20 protein-coding genes are annotated in these 16,136 nt (G+C 75.5%); 12 read left to right on the top strand and 8 right to left on the bottom strand.

The window, feature by feature from the left end; all coding sequences use genetic code 11:
• The first annotated feature begins 9 nt into the window (after positions 1-9).
• The 8 genes from ACIA6B_RS16905 (at position 10) to ACIA6B_RS16870 (ending at position 6,845) form a co-directional block, all read left to right on the top strand.
• Positions 10-1,410, top strand: a complete 1,401-nt coding sequence (locus ACIA6B_RS16905) for a rhodanese-like domain-containing protein (protein WP_396774240.1) — start codon at positions 10-12, stop codon at positions 1,408-1,410.
• Between the two features lie 84 nt (positions 1,411-1,494).
• Complete coding sequence (locus tag ACIA6B_RS16900; protein ID WP_396774238.1) at positions 1,495-2,085, top strand: rhodanese-like domain-containing protein; 591 nt, start codon at positions 1,495-1,497, stop codon at positions 2,083-2,085.
• Positions 2,082-2,978, top strand: a complete 897-nt coding sequence (locus ACIA6B_RS16895; protein WP_396774236.1) for a sulfite exporter TauE/SafE family protein — start codon at positions 2,082-2,084, stop codon at positions 2,976-2,978. Before ACIA6B_RS16900 ends, ACIA6B_RS16895 begins: the two co-directional genes overlap by 4 nt.
• Entirely contained in the window at positions 2,917-3,525 is a 609-nt protein-coding gene (locus ACIA6B_RS16890; RefSeq protein ID WP_396774235.1) for a class I SAM-dependent methyltransferase, read from the top strand. The genes ACIA6B_RS16895 and ACIA6B_RS16890 overlap by 62 nt, the downstream gene beginning before the upstream one ends.
• Positions 3,526-3,625: 100 nt before the next feature.
• The gene (locus ACIA6B_RS16885) at positions 3,626-4,336 is read left to right on the top strand and encodes a spermidine synthase (protein WP_396774233.1); all 711 of its coding nucleotides are present in this window, start codon (positions 3,626-3,628) and stop codon (positions 4,334-4,336) included.
• Between the two features lie 102 nt (positions 4,337-4,438).
• Positions 4,439-4,618, top strand: coding sequence for a hypothetical protein (locus ACIA6B_RS16880; RefSeq protein WP_281940483.1), 180 nt, complete (start codon positions 4,439-4,441; stop codon positions 4,616-4,618).
• Positions 4,619-4,708: 90 nt separating this feature from the next.
• Complete coding sequence (locus ACIA6B_RS16875; protein ID WP_396774232.1) at positions 4,709-6,388, top strand: long-chain-fatty-acid--CoA ligase; 1,680 nt, start codon at positions 4,709-4,711, stop codon at positions 6,386-6,388.
• A gap of 88 nt (positions 6,389-6,476) precedes the next feature.
• Positions 6,477-6,845 carry a nuclear transport factor 2 family protein gene (locus ACIA6B_RS16870; protein WP_396774230.1) on the top strand — a complete coding sequence of 123 codons (369 nt, stop codon included), beginning with the start codon at positions 6,477-6,479 and terminating at the stop codon, positions 6,843-6,845.
• Between the two features lie 10 nt (positions 6,846-6,855).
• On the opposite strand, the gene ACIA6B_RS16865 is transcribed toward ACIA6B_RS16870, so the two are convergent.
• The 4 genes from ACIA6B_RS16865 to ACIA6B_RS16850 are packed head-to-tail and all read right to left on the bottom strand — an operon-like array spanning position 6,856 to position 10,243.
• Positions 6,856-7,461, bottom strand: coding sequence for a DNA-binding response regulator (locus tag ACIA6B_RS16865; protein WP_396774228.1), 606 nt, complete (start codon positions 7,459-7,461; stop codon positions 6,856-6,858).
• Complete coding sequence (locus ACIA6B_RS16860; RefSeq protein ID WP_396774226.1) at positions 7,458-8,600, bottom strand: sensor histidine kinase; 1,143 nt, start codon at positions 8,598-8,600, stop codon at positions 7,458-7,460. The genes ACIA6B_RS16865 and ACIA6B_RS16860 overlap by 4 nt, the downstream gene beginning before the upstream one ends.
• Before the next feature lie 19 nt (positions 8,601-8,619).
• Positions 8,620-9,348 (bottom strand): ABC transporter permease, encoded by a 729-nt coding sequence (locus ACIA6B_RS16855; protein WP_396774225.1) that lies wholly within the window; start codon positions 9,346-9,348, stop codon positions 8,620-8,622.
• Position 9,349: 1 nt separating this feature from the next.
• Positions 9,350-10,243: an ABC transporter ATP-binding protein gene (locus ACIA6B_RS16850; protein ID WP_396774223.1), complete on the bottom strand. Its 894-nt coding sequence runs from the start codon at positions 10,241-10,243 to the stop codon at positions 9,350-9,352.
• Positions 10,244-10,381: 138 nt separating this feature from the next.
• On the opposite strand from ACIA6B_RS16850, the gene ACIA6B_RS16845 reads away from it, so the two are divergent.
• Together ACIA6B_RS16845 and ACIA6B_RS16840 are read left to right on the top strand one after the other, a co-directional pair.
• On the top strand, positions 10,382-10,612 hold the full coding sequence (locus ACIA6B_RS16845; protein ID WP_396774222.1) for a hypothetical protein: 231 nt from the start codon (positions 10,382-10,384) through the stop codon (positions 10,610-10,612).
• 95 nt (positions 10,613-10,707) lie between these two features.
• Positions 10,708-11,799 carry a winged helix DNA-binding domain-containing protein gene (locus ACIA6B_RS16840; RefSeq protein WP_396774220.1) on the top strand — a complete coding sequence of 364 codons (1,092 nt, stop codon included), beginning with the start codon at positions 10,708-10,710 and terminating at the stop codon, positions 11,797-11,799.
• A 21-nt stretch (positions 11,800-11,820) separates the two neighbouring features.
• Here ACIA6B_RS16840 and ACIA6B_RS16835 read toward each other — a convergent pair whose 3' ends face one another.
• The 3 genes from ACIA6B_RS16835 to ACIA6B_RS16825 are packed head-to-tail and all read right to left on the bottom strand — an operon-like array spanning position 11,821 to position 13,665.
• Positions 11,821-12,501 carry a hypothetical protein gene (locus ACIA6B_RS16835; RefSeq protein ID WP_396774218.1) on the bottom strand — a complete coding sequence of 227 codons (681 nt, stop codon included), beginning with the start codon at positions 12,499-12,501 and terminating at the stop codon, positions 11,821-11,823.
• Positions 12,483-12,680: a hypothetical protein gene (locus ACIA6B_RS16830; protein ID WP_396774216.1), complete on the bottom strand. Its 198-nt coding sequence runs from the start codon at positions 12,678-12,680 to the stop codon at positions 12,483-12,485. The genes ACIA6B_RS16835 and ACIA6B_RS16830 overlap by 19 nt, the downstream gene beginning before the upstream one ends.
• Before the next feature lie 34 nt (positions 12,681-12,714).
• Complete coding sequence (locus tag ACIA6B_RS16825; protein ID WP_396774214.1) at positions 12,715-13,665, bottom strand: LysR family transcriptional regulator; 951 nt, start codon at positions 13,663-13,665, stop codon at positions 12,715-12,717.
• A gap of 91 nt (positions 13,666-13,756) precedes the next feature.
• On the opposite strand from ACIA6B_RS16825, the gene ACIA6B_RS16820 reads away from it, so the two are divergent.
• The gene (locus ACIA6B_RS16820) at positions 13,757-15,022 is read left to right on the top strand and encodes an MFS transporter (RefSeq protein ID WP_396774212.1); all 1,266 of its coding nucleotides are present in this window, start codon (positions 13,757-13,759) and stop codon (positions 15,020-15,022) included.
• Here the strand turns inward: ACIA6B_RS16820 and map are convergent.
• Positions 14,955-15,773, bottom strand: coding sequence for a type I methionyl aminopeptidase (gene map, locus ACIA6B_RS16815; RefSeq protein ID WP_396774210.1), 819 nt, complete (start codon positions 15,771-15,773; stop codon positions 14,955-14,957). The genes ACIA6B_RS16820 and map overlap by 68 nt on opposite strands.
• A gap of 75 nt (positions 15,774-15,848) precedes the next feature.
• On the opposite strand from map, the gene ACIA6B_RS16810 reads away from it, so the two are divergent.
• Complete coding sequence (locus tag ACIA6B_RS16810; RefSeq protein ID WP_107162431.1) at positions 15,849-16,115, top strand: helix-turn-helix domain-containing protein; 267 nt, start codon at positions 15,849-15,851, stop codon at positions 16,113-16,115.
• Positions 16,116-16,136 lie beyond the last annotated feature (21 nt).

Below are 16,136 nucleotides of genomic sequence, written 5' to 3'. Positions count from 1 at the left end.
AGAACGCACGTGAGCACCGAGGTGACAGTCATCGCGACGTCCTCGCTCGGCGACCGCAGCTATCTGGCGTCCGACGGCCGGGTGGCGGTCGTGGTCGACCCGCAGCGCGACATCGACCGGGTCCTGCACCTGGCCGGCGCGCGGGGGGTGCGGATCACCCACGTGGTGGAGACGCACCTGCACAACGACTACGTCTCCGGTGGCCTGGAACTGGCCCGGATCACCGGCGCCCACTACCTGGTGGCCGCCGCCGACGAGGTCGGCTTCGACCGGATGCCGGTGACCGACGGCGACGTGGTGCCGGTGTCGGACGGCCTGCGGCTGCGGGTGGTCGGCACCCCCGGCCACACCTTCCACCACCTGTCGTACGTGCTGGACGAGGCGGGCGACGGCGGCTGGACCCCGGCCGGCGTGTTCACCGGCGGGTCGCTGCTGTTCGGCACCACCGGCCGCACCGACCTGCTCGGCCAGCGGCACGCCCACGAGCTGGCCCACCACCAGCACGCCTCCGCCCGCAAGCTGGTCGACCTGCTGCCCGACGGCGCGCAGGTGTGGCCCACGCACGGCTTCGGCAGCTTCTGCTCGGCCAGCCAGGCCGACGCCCCGGAGTCCACCATCGGCCGGGAGAAGGCGGCCAACCCGGTGCTGCGGCTGGCCGCCGACCGGTTCGTCACCGAGACGCTCGGCGGCCTGGACGCTTACCCGGCCTACTACGCGCACATGGGCGTGGCCAACGCCGCCGGCCCCGCTCCGGTCGACCTCACGCCGGTGGGCCGCGCCGACGCCGCCGAGCTGCGCCGCCGGATCGCCGCCGGCGAGTGGGTGGTCGACCTTCGGCACCGCAAGGCGTACGCGGCCTCGCACCTGGCCGGCACCGTCAGTCTTGGCCTGGACGGGCCGATGTCGACGTGGCTCGGCTGGCTGATCGAGTGGGGCGTGCCGATCACGCTCCTGGCCGAGACGCCGGAGCAGGTCGCCGACGCCCAGCGGGAGCTGGTCCGGATCGGCATCGACCGGCCGGCCGCGCAGGCCACCGGCGACCCCGGGCGGTGGGCCGGCGACCGCGCGCAGTTGCGCGAGCTGACCGTGGCCGACTTCGCGGCGTTGGCCGCCGCGCAGGCCGGCGACCTCCCGGCCGGACTGCCCGCCCCGCAGGTCGTGCTCGACGTCCGGATGACCAACGAGTGGCGGGCCGGGCACGTCGACGGCGCGGTGCACGTCCCCCTGCCCGACCTGCTCGGACGGCTCGCCGACGTGCCCGCCGGGACGGTCTGGGTGCACTGCGGCTCCGGCTACCGGGCCACCGCCGCCGCGTCCCTGCTGGCCAACGCCGGCCGCGACGTGGTGCTGATCGACGACGCGTTCGCCCGCGCCGAGTCGGCCGGCGTCCGGATGGCCCCGACCGGCTGACCCTCCCTGCCACCCCGCCCGGCCGGCGCGCGACGCGCCGGCCGGCGACGCCCCCTGCCCGCAAACCACCGAAGGAGAACAGACATGACCACCGCCAACCCGTCGACGGTCGACGTGGCGACGCTGGGTGAGCTGATCGCCGCCGGCCGCGCGCCCCGGCTGCTGGACGTCCGTACCCCGGGCGAGTTCGAGGCCACGCACATCCCCGGCGCCTACAACGTGCCGCTGGACCTGCTCCGGGAACACCGCGCGGAGTTGCGCGCCCACCTCGACGAGGACGTGGTGCTGATCTGCCGCTCCGGCGCCCGCGCCGGCCAGGCGGAGCGGACGCTGGCCACCGTCGGCCTGCCCAACCTCCGGGTGCTCGACGGCGGCATGCTGGCCTGGCAGGCCGCGAGCGCCCCGATCGTCCGGGGCCGGCCGCGCTGGGAGTTGGAGCGCCAGGTCCGCCTGGTCGCCGGTTCGATCGTGCTGGCCGGCGTGCTCGGCTCGGTGTTCGTGCCGGGCCTGAAGTGGGTCGCGGGCGCCGTCGGCGCCGGTCTCACCGTCGCGGCGGTCTCGAACACCTGCGCCATGGGCATGCTGCTCGGCCGGTTGCCGTACAACCGGGGTGCGAGCTGCGACCTGGACACCGTCGTCGGCCGACTCCGCGACGACGCCGGACGGCGGTCGTGACCGCGCTGGTGCTCACGCTGGCCGGCGCGGTGCTGATCGGCGTGAGCCTGGGCCTGCTCGGCGGCGGCGGGTCGATCCTCGCCGTGCCGCTGCTGGTCTACGTCGCCGGCCTGCCCACCAAGGAGGCGATCGCCACCTCGCTGCTCGTCGTGGGCGCCACCAGCGCGGTCGGTGTGCTGCCGCACGCCCGCGCCCACCGGGTCCGCTGGCGCACCGGCCTGATCTTCGGCGTGGCCGGCATGACCGGCGCGTACGCCGGCGGCCGGCTGGCCGGGTTCGTCCCGGCGAGCGTGCTGCTCACCGCGTTCGCGCTGATGATGCTCGCCACCGCGGCGGCGATGATCCGGGGCCGACGCCCGGTCGGGGGGCGGCCCACGCCGCCCGAGTTGCCGACGCTGCGGGTGATCCTCGACGGCGTGGTCGTCGGGCTGGTCACCGGCCTGGTCGGCGCCGGCGGCGGGTTCCTGGTCGTGCCCGCGCTGGCGCTGCTCGGCGGCCTGCCGATGCCGGTGGCGGTGGGCACGTCGCTGGTGGTCATCGCGATGAAGTCGTTCGCCGGCCTGGCCGGCTACCTGTCCGGCGTGCGGATCGACTGGGCGCTGGCCGTGGCCGTCACCGTCGCCGCGATCGTCGGCAGCCTGCTCGGTGGGCGGCTCGCCGGCCGGATCCCGGAGCACGTGCTCCGCCTGTCGTTCGGCTGGTTCGTGGTGGCGATGGGCGGGTTCGTGCTGGCCCGGCAGTTGCCGCCGCTCGCGGGACTCGGGCTGGTCATTCTTGTCGCAGCCGGTACGGTCACGGTGGCGGTGTGGGGCCGCCGAAGGAGGGGACACAGTGGACAGCAGCGCCTGGGACGAACGGTACGCCAACGCGTCGGGACTGGTGTGGAGCGCTGAACCCAACCGTTTCGTGGTCGAGTCGGTGTCCGGGCTGAGTCCCGGCTCCGCGCTGGACGTCGCCGCCGGCGAGGGGCGCAACGCGGTGTGGCTGGCCGGGCAGGGCTGGCGGGTCAACGCGGTCGACTTCTCGGCCGTGGCTGTGGCGCGGGGGCGTGAGCTGGCCGCCGCGCGGGGCGTCACGGTCGACTGGCGGGTGGCCGACGTGACCGCGTACCGGCCGGTGCCGGGCAGCTACGACCTGGTGCTGATCAGCTATCTGCACCTGCCCGCCGTCGACTTCGCCGGGGTGCTCGCGGCGGCCCGGTCGGCGCTGCGCCCGGGCGGCACGTTGGTGGTGGTCGGCCACGACCTGGCCAACCTCGACGCCGGCACCGGCGGCCCGCAGGACGCGAGCGTGCTGCTCACTCCGGAGGCGGTGGTCGACGGGTTGGCCGGGTTGCGCATCGGGCGCGCCGAGACGGCCCGCCGGCCGGTGCCGACCGCCGACGGCGGCACGGTCGACGCGCTGGACACCGTGGTGGTGGCCACCCGACCCGTGGACTGAGGCGGACCGCCGACCGAGGCGGCCGGACCGGCCCGTTCCCGCCGGCCGGGTCGCGGTCGGCCGGTAGCATCCGGGAACGGATCGGCGGAGGGGACACCGGGTGGGCACGCGTTTCGAGGAACTGGCCTGGCGAGAGACGCCGATCGGGGAGATCAGCCTGCGCCGGCGTCGCGACCCGGCGCTGGACGCCGACGTGTACGAGGTGAAGCTCGGCGACGAGTACCTCATGTCCAGCGCGTTCCCGGTCGCGGAGATCGAGCTGGCCCGGCTGGGGCTGGCCCCGCTGCCCGGGGAGACGCTGGACGTGGTGGTCGGCGGGCTCGGGCTCGGCTACACCGCGCGCACCGCGCTGGCCGATCCCCGGGTGCGCTCGATGCTGGTGGTCGAGGCGATCGAGGACGTGATCGACTGGCACCGGCAGGAGCTGTTGCCGTTCGCCGCCGGGCTGGCCGCGGATCCGCGTACCCGGTTCGTGCGGGCCGACTTCTTCGCGGCGGTGGCCGGCGACGGCTTCGACCCGGACGAGCCCGGGCGGCGGTTCCACGCGGTGCTGCTCGACGTGGACCACTCCCCCCGCCATGTGCTGCACCCCGACCACGCGCCGTTCTACACGGTCGACGGGCTGCGCCGGTTGGCCGCGCTGCTGCACCCGGAGGGCGTCTTCGCGCTCTGGTCGAACGACCCGCCGGATCCGGCGTTCCAGCGCACGCTGACCGAGGTGTTCCCGACCTCGGTGGCGCACGTCGTCCGGTTCCCCAACCCGTTGCAGGGGCGGGAGGCGGCGAACACGGTCTACGTGGCCCGGCGCTGACCGTCCGCCGGCGACACGTCCGGTCGGGCATGTCGGGCCGGGCATGTCGGGCCGGGATGTGGGAAAGCGCGCGGCCGACCGGAGGAGACGGGAGGCACCGACATGCGCGCGTTGCTCTGGGTGGTCGGCGTGGTCGCCGGCGTGCTCATCCTGCTCGGGCTGCTGCTGGAGGCGGTCCGCTGGCTCATCATCATCGGCGTGGTCGCGCTGGCCGCGGTCGTCATCTTCGCGATCGTGAAGACCCGGCGGATAGCGCACCGGCACTCGGCGTCGCACCGCTGATGTGACGAACCCGGCAACTTACGCCAGCGTAGGTTACCGGCCGGTCAAGTTAGGCTGGGGCCGTCATCCGCGCAGCGAGGAGAGACGGCGATGGACGCGACCGACCGGCGGCCCTGGACCCGCAGCTACGCCCCGGGCGTGCCGGCCGAGATCCCGGAACCGGACGGCTCCCTCGTCGACCTGCTCACCGACGCGGCCGGCCGGTTCGGGCCCCGGGTGGCGCTCGACTTCTACGGCGCCACCACCACCTTCACCGACCTCGCCGACCAGGTGGCCCGCGCCGCCGAGGCGCTGCGCCGACTCGGCGTCCGACCCGGTGACCGGGTGGCGCTGGTGCTGCCGAACTGCCCGCAGCACGTGGTCGCGTTCTACGCGGTGCTGCGCCTCGGCGCGGTGGTCGTCGAGCACAACCCGCTGTACACCGCCGACGAGCTGGACCGGCAGCTCACCGACCACGGCGCCACCGTCGCGATCGCGTGGGACAAGGTCGCGCCGCTGGTGGCGGGACGCGGCGCCGTGCGTACCGTGGTCTCGGTCGACCTGACCGCGGCGCTGCCCCGGCTCAAGCGGTGGGCGCTGCGGTTGCCGCTGCCGAAGGTCCGGGCCGCCCGCGCGGCCATGACCGGCCCCGCGCCCGGCGCGCGGGCCTGGTCGGAGCTGGTCGCCGCCGCCGAACCGCTGCCCGCCGCGCATCCCGGCCCGGGCGTCGACGACGTGGCGCTGCTCCAGTACACCGGCGGCACCACCGGCGTGCCGAAGGGCGCCGTGCTCACCCACCGCAACCTGCGGGCCAACGCCGCGCAGGGCCGGGCCTGGGTGCCCGGCCTGCGCGACGGCGCGGAGACCGTGTACGCGGTGCTGCCGCTGTTCCACGCCTACGGCCTGACGCTCTGCCTCACCTTCGCCGTCGGCATCGGGGCGACGCTGGTGCTGTTCCCCCGCTTCGACGCCGACCAGGTGCTCGACGCGGCCCGCCGCCGCCCGCCGACGTTCCTGCCCGCCGTGCCGCCGGTCTACGCGCGGCTGGCCACCGCCGCCCGCGAGCGCGGCGTCGACCTCACCTCGATCCGGTACGCCATCTCCGGCGCGATGACGTTGCCGCCGCCCACCGTGGAGCTGTGGGAGTCGGTGACCGGCGGACTACTGGTCGAGGGCTACGGCATGACCGAGACGTCCCCGATCACGCTGGGCAACCCGGTCGCGCCGACCCGCCGGCCCGGCACGGTCGGGGTGCCGTTCCCGTCCACCGAGGTGCGCATCGTCGACCCCGAGGACCCGGGCCGCGACCGGGCCCCCGGCGAGGCCGGCGAGCTGCTGGTACGCGGCCCGCAGGTGTTCGCCGGCTACTGGAACCGGCCCGAGGAGACGGCGACGGTGCTGCTGCCCGACGGCTGGCTGCGCACCGGCGACATCGTCACCATGGACGCCGACGGCTTCGTGACGGTGGTCGACCGGATCAAGGAACTCATCATCACCGGCGGCTTCAACGTCTACCCGTCCGAGGTGGAGGACGCGCTGCGCCGCGTACCCGGCGTGGTCGACGCCGCCGCCGTGGGCGTGCCCACCGCGGACGGTGAGGAGGTCGTCGCCGCAGTGGTGCTCGACCCCGCCGTGGCCGGCACCCCGGAGGCGATCCGCGTCGCCTGCCGCGCCCACCTGGCCGGCTACAAGGTGCCCCGCCGGGTCGTGGTGGTCGAGAACCTGCCCCGCTCCCAGATCGGCAAGATCCTGCGCCGCGAGGTCCGCGACCGGCTCCTCGCCGACGGCTGAGGCCCCGCCGGCGCCACGTCGTCGACCGACGTTCTGCCCAGCGCGAAGTCGCCGGCCGCAACCGGTCCGCGCGGGCCACACTCGGGGGATGACGGCCCTCGGATCCGAAACGGCACAGGCCCGGCTCACGGCGCTCTACGCGGCGTTCAACGAACGCGACGTACCGACCCTGCTGGCGGCCATGACGCCGGACGTCTCCTGGCCCAACGGCTGGGAGGGCGGGGTGCTCCGGGGCCGGGCCGAGGTGGGCGACTACTGGCGGCGGCAGTGGGCCGAGATCGACCCGTCGGTGACGCCGATCGCCTTCACGGCGGAACCCGACGGCCGGGTCGCCGTGTCGGTGCGCCAGGTGGTGCGGGACCGGGCCGGCGTCGAGCTGGCGGACCACACCGTCACGCACGTCTACCGCCTCGTCGACGACCTGGTGGCCGAGATGGAGATCCGCCCGGGGCCCTGACCGCCCGTGGTCAGAGCCAGCCGTTCGCCCGCGCGGTGCGCGCCGCCTCGATCCGGTTGCGGGTGCCGGTCTTGCCGATCGCCGCCGACAGGTAGTTGCGGACCGTGCTCTCCGACAGGTGCAGCTCGGCGGCGATGTCGGCGACGGTGGCCCCGTCCTCGGCGGTGGCCAGCACCGCGCGTTCCCGGTCGGTCAGCGGGTCGGGGCCGGCCGACAGCGCCGCCGCCGCCAACGCCGGGTCGATCACCCGCTCGCCGGCCAGCACCCGCCGGACCGCCGCCGCCAACTCCGCCACCGGCCCGTCCTTCACCAGGAAACCTCGGGCGCCGGCCTCCATCGCCCGGCGGAGGTAGCCGGGCCGGCCGAACGTGGTGAGGATGAGCACCCGGCAGTCGGGCACCTCGGTGCGCAGCGCGGCGGCGGCATCCAGACCGGTGCCGTCGGGCATCTCGATGTCGAGCAGCGCCACGTCCGGCCGGGTCCGCCGGGCCGCCGCCACCGCGCCCGCGCCGGTGCTCTCCTCGGCCACCACCTCCAGGTCGGGTTCGAGGTTCAGCAGCAGGGCCAACGCGCCCCGCATCATGCCCTGGTCCTCGGCGAGGAGCAGCCGGATCACGCCGGCACCGCCGTGGCCGGTCGACGGTCGATCCGGGCGGTGAGCAGCAGGCCGCCACCGGGCGCCGGTCCGACGTCCAGCGTGCCCCGGGCCCGGCCCAGCCGCTCGGCGAGTCCCCGCAGCCCGTTGCCGAACTCGGGCCGGCCACCGACGCCGTCGTCCCGCACGGTCAGCACCGACCCGTCGCGTCCGGTGTGCAGCGCGATCTCGCACCGCGACGCCCGGCTGTGCCGCAGCACGTTCGTCACCGCCTCGCGGAGCACCCAACCGAACGCGTCGTCGGCGGCCACGCCGAGCGGGTCACCGCTGCGGCGTACCGTCACCGCGATCCCCGCGTCGGCCAGCGCGACCCGGGCGTTCGCCAGCTCCCGGCCGAAGCTGTGGTCCCGGTACCCGGTGACCGCCTCGCGGACCTCGGCCAGCGCGGTCCGCCCGATCCGCTCGATCTCCGCGGCCTCCGTCGCCGTTCGGTCCGGGTCGGTCCGGGCCAGGCGGCGGGCCACCTCCGCCTTCACCACCACCACCGACAGCGTGTGCCCGAGCAGGTCGTGCAGGTCCCGGGCGAACCGGAGCCGTTCCTGCCGCACCGCCGACCGGGCCAGTTCCCGCTGGGTCCGGCGCAGCTCGTCGACGAGCTGCGCCATCCGGGCGAACGCCAGCGTCATGGCGCCGGCGAGCATGGTGATCAGCGCGGTCTGCGCGGTGTCGGTGACCGGCGCGCCCCGAGCCGCGCCGATCACCGGAACCGCCGCGACCGTGGCGCCGACCCAGGCGGCGCCCCGCACCGGCCGGGCCACCGTCACGGCGCCCGCCGCCGCCACGTACACCAGCAGGATCAGCCAGCCGCCCGGCCCACCGGCGTACGTGCCGGCCAGGGCGGCGCCGAGCAACGCGAACAGCGCCAGTCCGAGGCGTCGCAGGGCCGGCGGGACCGGCAGGGACGCCACCGGCACGGCCACCAACGCGAGGTAGAGCAGCGCGAACGCGACCAGTCCGACGGCCGCCGGCGCGGCGGGCCGCACCCGGCCGTCGGCGATCGCGGCAGCCGGCGGAACCAGCAACCAGAACCACAGCGTGTGGGCCGCGACCAGGGCGAAGCCGCGTCGCCGCCGGGCGGCGTCCGGGTCGGTGACGGCCATGGCAGACACCGTACGACCGTCAGCGGCGGCCGGTCGAGCGACGGTACGCGCCGGTCGCCAACCCGGCGAACGCCACCGTCCAGGCGAGCAGCACCGCCAACCCGACCGGGCTGGGCGCCCGACCGTCGACGGTCCGCCAGCCCAGCTCGGCGAACCGGTACGTGGGCAGCGCGTGCGCCAGGTGTCGCAGCGCGTCCGGGAAGTAGGCCACCGGCACGAGCAGGCCACCGAGCACGGACAGGGTGAGGAAGGCGAGGAAGACGGCCGGCTGGGCGAGGTGCGGCGTGAGGCCGTACCCGATGGCGAGCCCGAGCAGCGCGAACGGTGCGGTGCCGACCCACAGCAGCGCCGCCAGCGCGGCCCACCGGCCGGCGGAGAGCGTGACGTGGTGCTGGAGCACGCCGGTGAGGCACACCGCGACGACCGCCGGAACCCCACTGAGCATGCTGGTGAGGGCCTTGGCGGCCAGCACCCGGCCGGGCGGCAGCGGGGTGACGCGGAGCTGGCGTAGCCAGCCCGAGGCACGCTCCTGGGCGACCGACCCGGCCACCGTGAGCGCGCCGGCCACCGCGCCGTAGCCGGCCAGGCCGACCATCAGCGCGGTCGCGGCGTCGAGGCCGGACAACCGGTCGTCGCCGGCCAACGGCGAGAAGATCAGGTACGTGACGACCGGCCCCAGGACGGTGAACATCGTCAGGCGGGGGTCCCGGGCCAGCCGCCGCAGCTCGAATCGCAGGTAGGCACGCATGTCAGGGCTCCGTCCCGGTCGAGGTGAGCGCGAGAAAGGCGGCTTCCAGGCCGGGGGCGGCGACCTCCAGGCCCCGGAAGCCCCGGCCGGCCGCGAGCGCGAGCACAGTCGCGTCGGCGTCGGTGGTGGTGAGGACCACCCGCTCGCCGCGCACCTGCACCGACCGCACCGCGGGCAGCTCCGCCAGGCCGTCGACCGGTCCGCCGGCGAGATCGAAGGCGACGGTACGGGCGCCGGCCAGCGCGCGGATCCGGGCGGGCGGCCCGTCCGCCACCACCCGGCCCGCGGCGAGCACCACCACGCGGTCGGCGTACTCGTCGGCCTCGTGCAGCTGGTGGGTGCTGAACAGCACGGTGTGGCCGTCGTCGGCGTACCGCCGGATGGCCGACCAGAACGCCCGCCGCGCGTCGACGTCGTGCGCGGTGGTGGGCTCGTCGAGGACCAGCAGGTCCGGCTCGCCGGCCAGCGCGAACGCGAACCGGACGCGCTGCGCCTCACCGCCGGAGAGGCGGTCCGCCCGGCGCGCGGCCAGCTCGGTGAGGCCGGCCAGGTCGAGGATCCGGTCGGTGTCCAGCGGGCGGGCGTGTAGGGCCCGGGCCAGCCCGACCAGGTCCCCGACGGTGGCGCCGGACACGAAGCCGGCGTGCTGGAGCATCGCCCCGACCCGGCCGGCCCGCACCGCCTCGGCGGGCTTCCGGCCGAACACCGACGCGGTGCCGGCGTCAGCCGGGAGAAGTCCCAGCAGGATCTCCAGCGTGGTCGTCTTGCCGGCGCCGTTGGGGCCGAGCAGGGCGACCGTGCTCCCCCGCGGGATGGTCAGGTCGAGTGCGTCGACGGCCCGCACCGGGCCGTAGCGCCGGGTGAGCCCGGCCAGTCGTACCGCGTCGTCGTCCACACCGGAGACGGTAGGAGCCGGTGGTGGTGGGGCGGCAGGGCCGGCGATACCCGACCGGCCGGGACAAATGTCACGTCGGCGGCAGGGCCGCGCGGTCTTGCCGTTTGGCGCGCCGGCTCCGGGGGTAGCCGACGGTCCATGATGGATTCACGGGGCAAGGCGGTCGGGCGTTACCTCCTGCGGCTCGTCGGCGGGGTGTCGGTGATCATCGGTCTGCTCATGGCGGTCAGCAGTCTCGCCGACGGCAACCTCGTCGGCATCGTGCTCAGCGCCCTGCTCATCGGCGGCGGGGTGTTCGCGCTCAAGCGTTCGGGCGGTCCGCGCGAGACCGCGACCGCCGCGCCGGTCACCGGCCGACGCGCGCACTGACCCGGCCGCCCGCCGATCGGGCGGCGTGATGGTGGTCGCACCGACACCGGCCGCGTCCCGCAACCGGTGTCGGTGCCGGCGCCTAGGCTGGGGTGATGGTCGACCGGCGTCAGGTGACGAGCTTCCGCGTACGGGCCCAGCAACTCGACCGCGTCGAGGGCACGCTCGCCGACACCGCCGTGCTCGACCTCGGTGTGCAGGACACCGGCCCGGACGGCGCCCGGTGGGCGCTGGCCCTGCGCGGGGTCGACGCGTCGACGCTCTCCGACGACGAGGTGGTCCTGCTGTGGACCGTACGCGGCGCGCCCCACCTCTACCGCCGCGCCGACGTCGGCCGGGTGGCCGCCGCGGTCGAGCCGTTCTCCGACGCCGACGCCGGCAAGCGCGTCTACGACGCCGCCAAACCGTTGAAGGCGGCCGGCATCGGCATCGTCGCCGCGCTCGACGAGGTGGCCGGGCGGATGCGCGCGGTCGTCACCGAGCCGACCGTCAAGGGCGACGTCTCGGCCCGCCTCGCCGCGTCGCTCCCCGAGCCCTACCTGCGGTTCTGCCGGCCGTGCCAGGCCACCCACCTCTTCGAGATGCCGTTCCGGCTGGCCGCCGTGCGCGCCGGGCTGGAGCTGACGCCCGGCACGTCGCCGCCGGTGCTGCGCCGCATCCCGGCGTTCCGCCGGGCGGCGGACCCCGGTGACCGGTTCGACCTGGTCCGCGCCTACCTCCGGCTGCTCGGCCCGGCCACCCCGAAGCACGTGGCCGACTACCTCGACGCCCCGGTCAAGGACGTGCGGGCGCGCTGGCCGCAGGACGCGGTGGAGGTGCCGGTCGACGGCGAGACGCGCTGGCTCCTGGCCGAGGACGAGACGGCGCCGGCGACGGCCGGGGGCACGGTGACCCGGCTGCTCGGCCCGTACGACCTGTTCCTCCAGGCGAAGGACCGGGCGACGCTGGTGCCGGACCCGGCCCGGGCCAGGGAGTTGTGGCCGGTGCTGGGTCGTCCCGGCGCGGTCCTGGTCGACGGCGACCTGGTCGGCACCTGGCGGCCCCGCAAGTCCGGCGCGAGGCTGACGGTCGCCGTGCAGCCGTGGCAGAAGCTCCCCGACAGCCGGCGCCGGGCGGTCGTCGAGCAGGCCGAACACCTCGCCGCGCACCGCTCGGCCGCGCTCGCCGGGGTCGAGTTCACCGACTGACGGGAGCGGTGCCGTCTGTCGTCAGGCGAAGCACTCGATCGTCGCCGGCACCAGGCCGTGGCGGCGGACCACGTCGGTGAGCCGGCGCAGCAGCGGACGCAGCGCGTCCCGGTGCGCCGGCTCGGCGGTCACGTCCAGGCACCACGCCACCCCGCCGCCGACGCGGCGCAGGTCCCAGCGGAAGGTGGTGTCGTCGACGCGCAGTCGCCCGGTGCCGGCGACCCCGTGGCCGGCGCCGGCCGACAGCCGCAGGGCCACCCCGAGGCCGGCCAGCCGCCCGTTGTCGAGTTCACCCGCGAACAGCACCCGCCACACCGGCGGTCCGCCGCCGAGCCGCAGGGGCGCCACGGTCGCCAGCGGCACGTCCTCCCGGAAGTGACCGCGCAGCACGTCCTCGTCCGGCAGCGCCCCGCCGCCCGACCTGAGGTACGCCTCCCCGGCGTCGGCCCGGGTGACCGCCCGCAGCCGGCCCCGGACGCCGGGGTCCGCGCGGACGGCGCGGGCGAACGCGGCGGAACTCCACCACCCGCCGCCCGCCGGGGCCCAACCGGCGGTCCGCAGGCGCGTCGCCGAGAGGTCGTCGGCCAGCACGAACTCCTCGACCAGCAGCCCGGGCGGCGGCTCCGGCGCACCGCCCGGACCCAGCAGGTAGTAGTCGAGCGCGGACGGGACGGCGGACGACGTCACCGAGGTGGCAGGCACCAGGGCACGGTACCGCCGTCACCGGTGGGCGAAGACGAACCCGCCCTCGACACCCCGGGGCCGGACGGTGCGCGCGGGACCGGTTCCTCGGCGAGCGCGTCCCGTAGCAGGTCGGCGTAGCTGGCCACCACCGTGTCGTAGGAGACGCGGGTGTCGGCGAGCCGGTCGGAGACGTCCACGGGCCGCAGGGTACCGGCGCACGCCGGGGCCGGGTCAGCGCCGGCCCGCCGCCGGGGTGACGGCGGCCCAGGACGGTCGCCACACCGGGTCGGGCGGCGGGGTCAGGGCCGCGAGGTGGTCGACGATCGCCCGGAGACCCGGGTGCGGGTTCGCCGTGGGCAGCATCAGCGAGATCGGGTACGCGAGCGTCGGGTTCCGGATCGGGATGCGGCGCAGGTCGTGGCTCGCCGGCCACAGGTACCTGTCGCGCGCGCCGACCAGGGTGGCCACGTCGGCGGCGTCGGCCAGCGTGTCGAGAAGCACCTCGTCGCCGAAGTTCGGGCCGGCCGCGTCGATGCGGAGGTCGAAGACGGTGGCGAGCTGGTCGTAGAACTCCGACCATTCACTGTGCGCCACGATGCCGGGCACCCAGATGCGCAGCCCGCGCAGGTCGGCCGGGGTGAGGGTGCGCGCGGCGGCGAGCGGGTGCCGGGGACCGACGAGCAGTTCCAGCGGCGAGTCGAACGCGTGGACCATCCGGACATCGGGCGGCAGCGTGGCCGGGTCGGTGACGGAGCGGAACGCGGCGTCCAGGTCGCCGGCCCGGACGGCGGCGGCCACCCGGTGCGGGTCGTCGACCCGGAGCGTGACCACGTCCAGGCGGATGCCGGGGTGGGCGCGCCAGTAGTCGTGCAGGACGACAGCCTGTGCGCTGCGCAGGCCGAGCACGTCGATCCGGAGGGCCCGGGAGCCGGGCCGGAGCGCGGCGACGGCCCGGTCGGCGTTCGCCACGATGCCGCGGGCGTGCGGGAGGAACATCCGACCGTCGGGGGTCAGGTCGACGCCACGGGCGGTCCGGGTGAACAGGCGGACCGCCAGCTCACGTTCCAGCGCGGCGACCCGTTTGGAGACGGCCTGCTGGGTGACGCCCAACTCGTCGGCGGCATGTTGGAACTGCCCGACCTCGGCGGCCCGGACGAACGATCGCACTGCCTCGGAGTCCACCGGCTCAGCCTATGGCGGTCCAACCGGTGGTTGTGGCTCGCCCGGGCGCGGTTGTTTGATCACGCGCGCCGACGGCCGGTCTGATGCGACGGTGGCACGGGATCAGGACTTCAACCGGCTGTGGTCGGCGTACGCGGTCAGCACGTACGGCACGTGGCTCGCGTTCGGGGCGTTCCCGCTGCTCGCGGTGCGGGAGCTGCACTCCTCGGCGTTCGCGGTGTCGCTGCTGGAGGCGGCCGGCCTCGCGGTCGCGGCGGTGGTGGCGGTTCCGCTCGGGCCGTGGGTGGAGCACCGGCCGAAGCGCCCGGTGATGATCGGGACGGATCTGGTCCGGTTCGCCGCGACGGCGAGCGTGCCGGTCGCGTACCTGCTCGGGGTGTTGACCTTCGGCCACCTGCTGGTCGTCGCGGTGGTCTGCGGGAGCGCGGGGATCGCGTTCACGGCGGCGTCCGGGGCGTACCTGAAGCACCTCGTGCCCGCCGACCGGCTGCTGGTCGCGAACGGCCGCCTGGAGGGCACGGCCTGGGTGGCGACGGCGGCCGGCCCGCCGCTGGGCGGCGCGCTGGTCGGGTTGCTCGGCCCGGTCGTCACCGTCGCCGCCGACGCGCTGAGCTACCTGGTGTCGGCGCTCGCGGTCCACCGGATCTCCGGCGGCGACGTGGCGACGGCCCGGGCGGCGGCGCCACGCGGCGCGGATCTGCTCGGCGGATGGCGGTTCATCCGCCACGATCCGGTCCTGCGGCGGCTGTTCCTCAACTCGGTGCTGGTAAACGGCCTGATCACGGCCACCGTCCCGTTGCTGGCCGTGCTCCTGCTCGGTGCGTACGCGTTCCCGGCCTGGCAGTACGGTCTCGCGTTCGGGTTGCCGGCGCTGGGCGGCTTCGTGGGCGCGCGCCTCTCCCCCCGCCTGGTGCGACGGTACGGCGGGCAGCGGGTGCTGACCGCCAGCGGTTGGCTGCGGTCGGTCTTCCCGCTCGGGTTGGCGTTCGTCCGGCCCGGCGTCGGTGGGCTCGTCACCGTGATCGTGGTCGAGGGCCTGCTGATCGTGGCGATGGGCGTGTTCAACCCGATCTATGCCACCGAGCGGCTGCGGCGGACCCCCACCGACCACGCGGCCCGGGTGCTCGCCGCGTGGAGCGTCGGCAGCCGGCTCACGTCGGCCACACTGACGGCGGTCTGGGGCGGCCTCGCCTCGCTCACCGGCCCGCTCGCCGCGATCACCGTCTCCGGCGTCCTGCTGCTCGGCACCCCGCTGCTGCTGCCGGGCGGGACCCCCGTCCGGGCCCGGCTCAGGAGGCGGCGGCGGGCCTGCGGGTGGGGTCGCCCGGCGTGGCGGCGTCGGTGGGACGGCGGGTGAGGACCTGCGGGCCGGCTTCGGTGACGGCGACGGTGTGTTCCGAGTGGGCGGTGCGGGAGCCGTCGGCGGAGCGGATCGTCCAGCCGTCGTCATCGACCCTGATCTTGTCGGTGGTGCGGCACAGCCAGGGTTCGATGGCGATGGTGAGGCCGGGGGTGAGCTTCATGCCCCGGCGGGCGCGACCGCTGTTGGCCACGTGCGGGGCCTCGTGCATGGTGCGGCCGATGCCGTGGCCGCCGAACTCGCCGTTGACGCCGTAGCCGTAGGCGTGGGCGACCTCGCCGATGGCGGCGGAGACGTCGCCCAGGCGACCGCCGGGCCGGGCGGCGGCGATGCCGGCCTCCAGCGCGACCTCGGTGGCCTCGATCAGCTTCAGGTCGGCCGGGTCGGGGGTGCCGACGACGAACGAGAGCGCCGAGTCGGCGACCCAGCCGTCGATGCCGACCGCCATGTCGATGCTGAGCAGGTCGCCGTCGCGCAGCACGTAGTCGTGCGGCAGGCCGTGCAGCACCGCGTCGTTGACCGACAGGCACAGCACGTTGCGGAACGGCCCCCGTCCGAACGACGGGGCGTAGTCCCAGTAGCAGGACTCGGCGCCGCGCTCGGCGATCCGGCGGCGGGCGTGGTGCTCGATGTCCATCAGGTTGACACCGACCGCGGCGACGCCCTTCAGCTCGGCGAGCAGTTCACCGACGAACTGGCCGGTCACCGCCATCCGGCCGATCTCCTCGGCGGACTTGAGCTCGATCACGACAGCCTCCCTCTCCCGGTCCGGTATTTTTATACCACGCCCGCCACGGGCGTCCCGAGGGGATATCCTGCTGCCATGGTTCGCCAGCCACTCACCGCCGAACAGATCGCCGCCGGCCGACGCCTCGGCGTCGCCCTGCGATCCGCGCGAGCCGGCCGCAGCCTCGGCGAGGTGGCCCTGGCGGCCGGCATCTCCCCGGAGACGCTCCGCAAGATCGAGGCGGGCCGGCTGCCCGCGCCGGCGTTCGGCACCGTGGTCTGCCTCAGTCAGGCCCTCGACGTCCCGCTCGCCGAGCTGGCCGACACCTGGCTCGCCGACACGCCCGTCCGCCAGGCGTCCTGACCACCGGCCCGCGCCGACGGA

It is taken from the genome of Micromonospora sp. NPDC051141 (genome assembly GCF_044455765.1).
Lineage (GTDB): Bacteria > Actinomycetota > Actinomycetes > Mycobacteriales > Micromonosporaceae > Micromonospora.
The sequence above is the reverse complement of the archived record's forward strand: the minus strand, read 5'-3'. Positions and strand labels throughout refer to the sequence as shown.

Coding starts and splice junctions, on each gene's coding strand:
- ACIA6B_RS16875 (WP_396774232.1), top strand. CDS start 4,709: ATGGACGCGACCGACCGGCGGCCCTGGACCCGCAGCTACGCCCCGGGC.
- ACIA6B_RS16855 (WP_396774225.1), bottom strand. CDS start 9,348: ATGCGTGCCTACCTGCGATTCGAGCTGCGGCGGCTGGCCCGGGACCCC.
- ACIA6B_RS16810 (WP_107162431.1), top strand. CDS start 15,849: ATGGTTCGCCAGCCACTCACCGCCGAACAGATCGCCGCCGGCCGACGC.
- ACIA6B_RS16860 (WP_396774226.1), bottom strand. CDS start 8,600: ATGGCCGTCACCGACCCGGACGCCGCCCGGCGGCGACGCGGCTTCGCC.
- ACIA6B_RS16870 (WP_396774230.1), top strand. CDS start 6,477: ATGACGGCCCTCGGATCCGAAACGGCACAGGCCCGGCTCACGGCGCTC.
- ACIA6B_RS16840 (WP_396774220.1), top strand. CDS start 10,708: ATGGTCGACCGGCGTCAGGTGACGAGCTTCCGCGTACGGGCCCAGCAA.
- ACIA6B_RS16880 (WP_281940483.1), top strand. CDS start 4,439: ATGCGCGCGTTGCTCTGGGTGGTCGGCGTGGTCGCCGGCGTGCTCATC.
- ACIA6B_RS16845 (WP_396774222.1), top strand. CDS start 10,382: ATGATGGATTCACGGGGCAAGGCGGTCGGGCGTTACCTCCTGCGGCTC.
- ACIA6B_RS16900 (WP_396774238.1), top strand. CDS start 1,495: ATGACCACCGCCAACCCGTCGACGGTCGACGTGGCGACGCTGGGTGAG.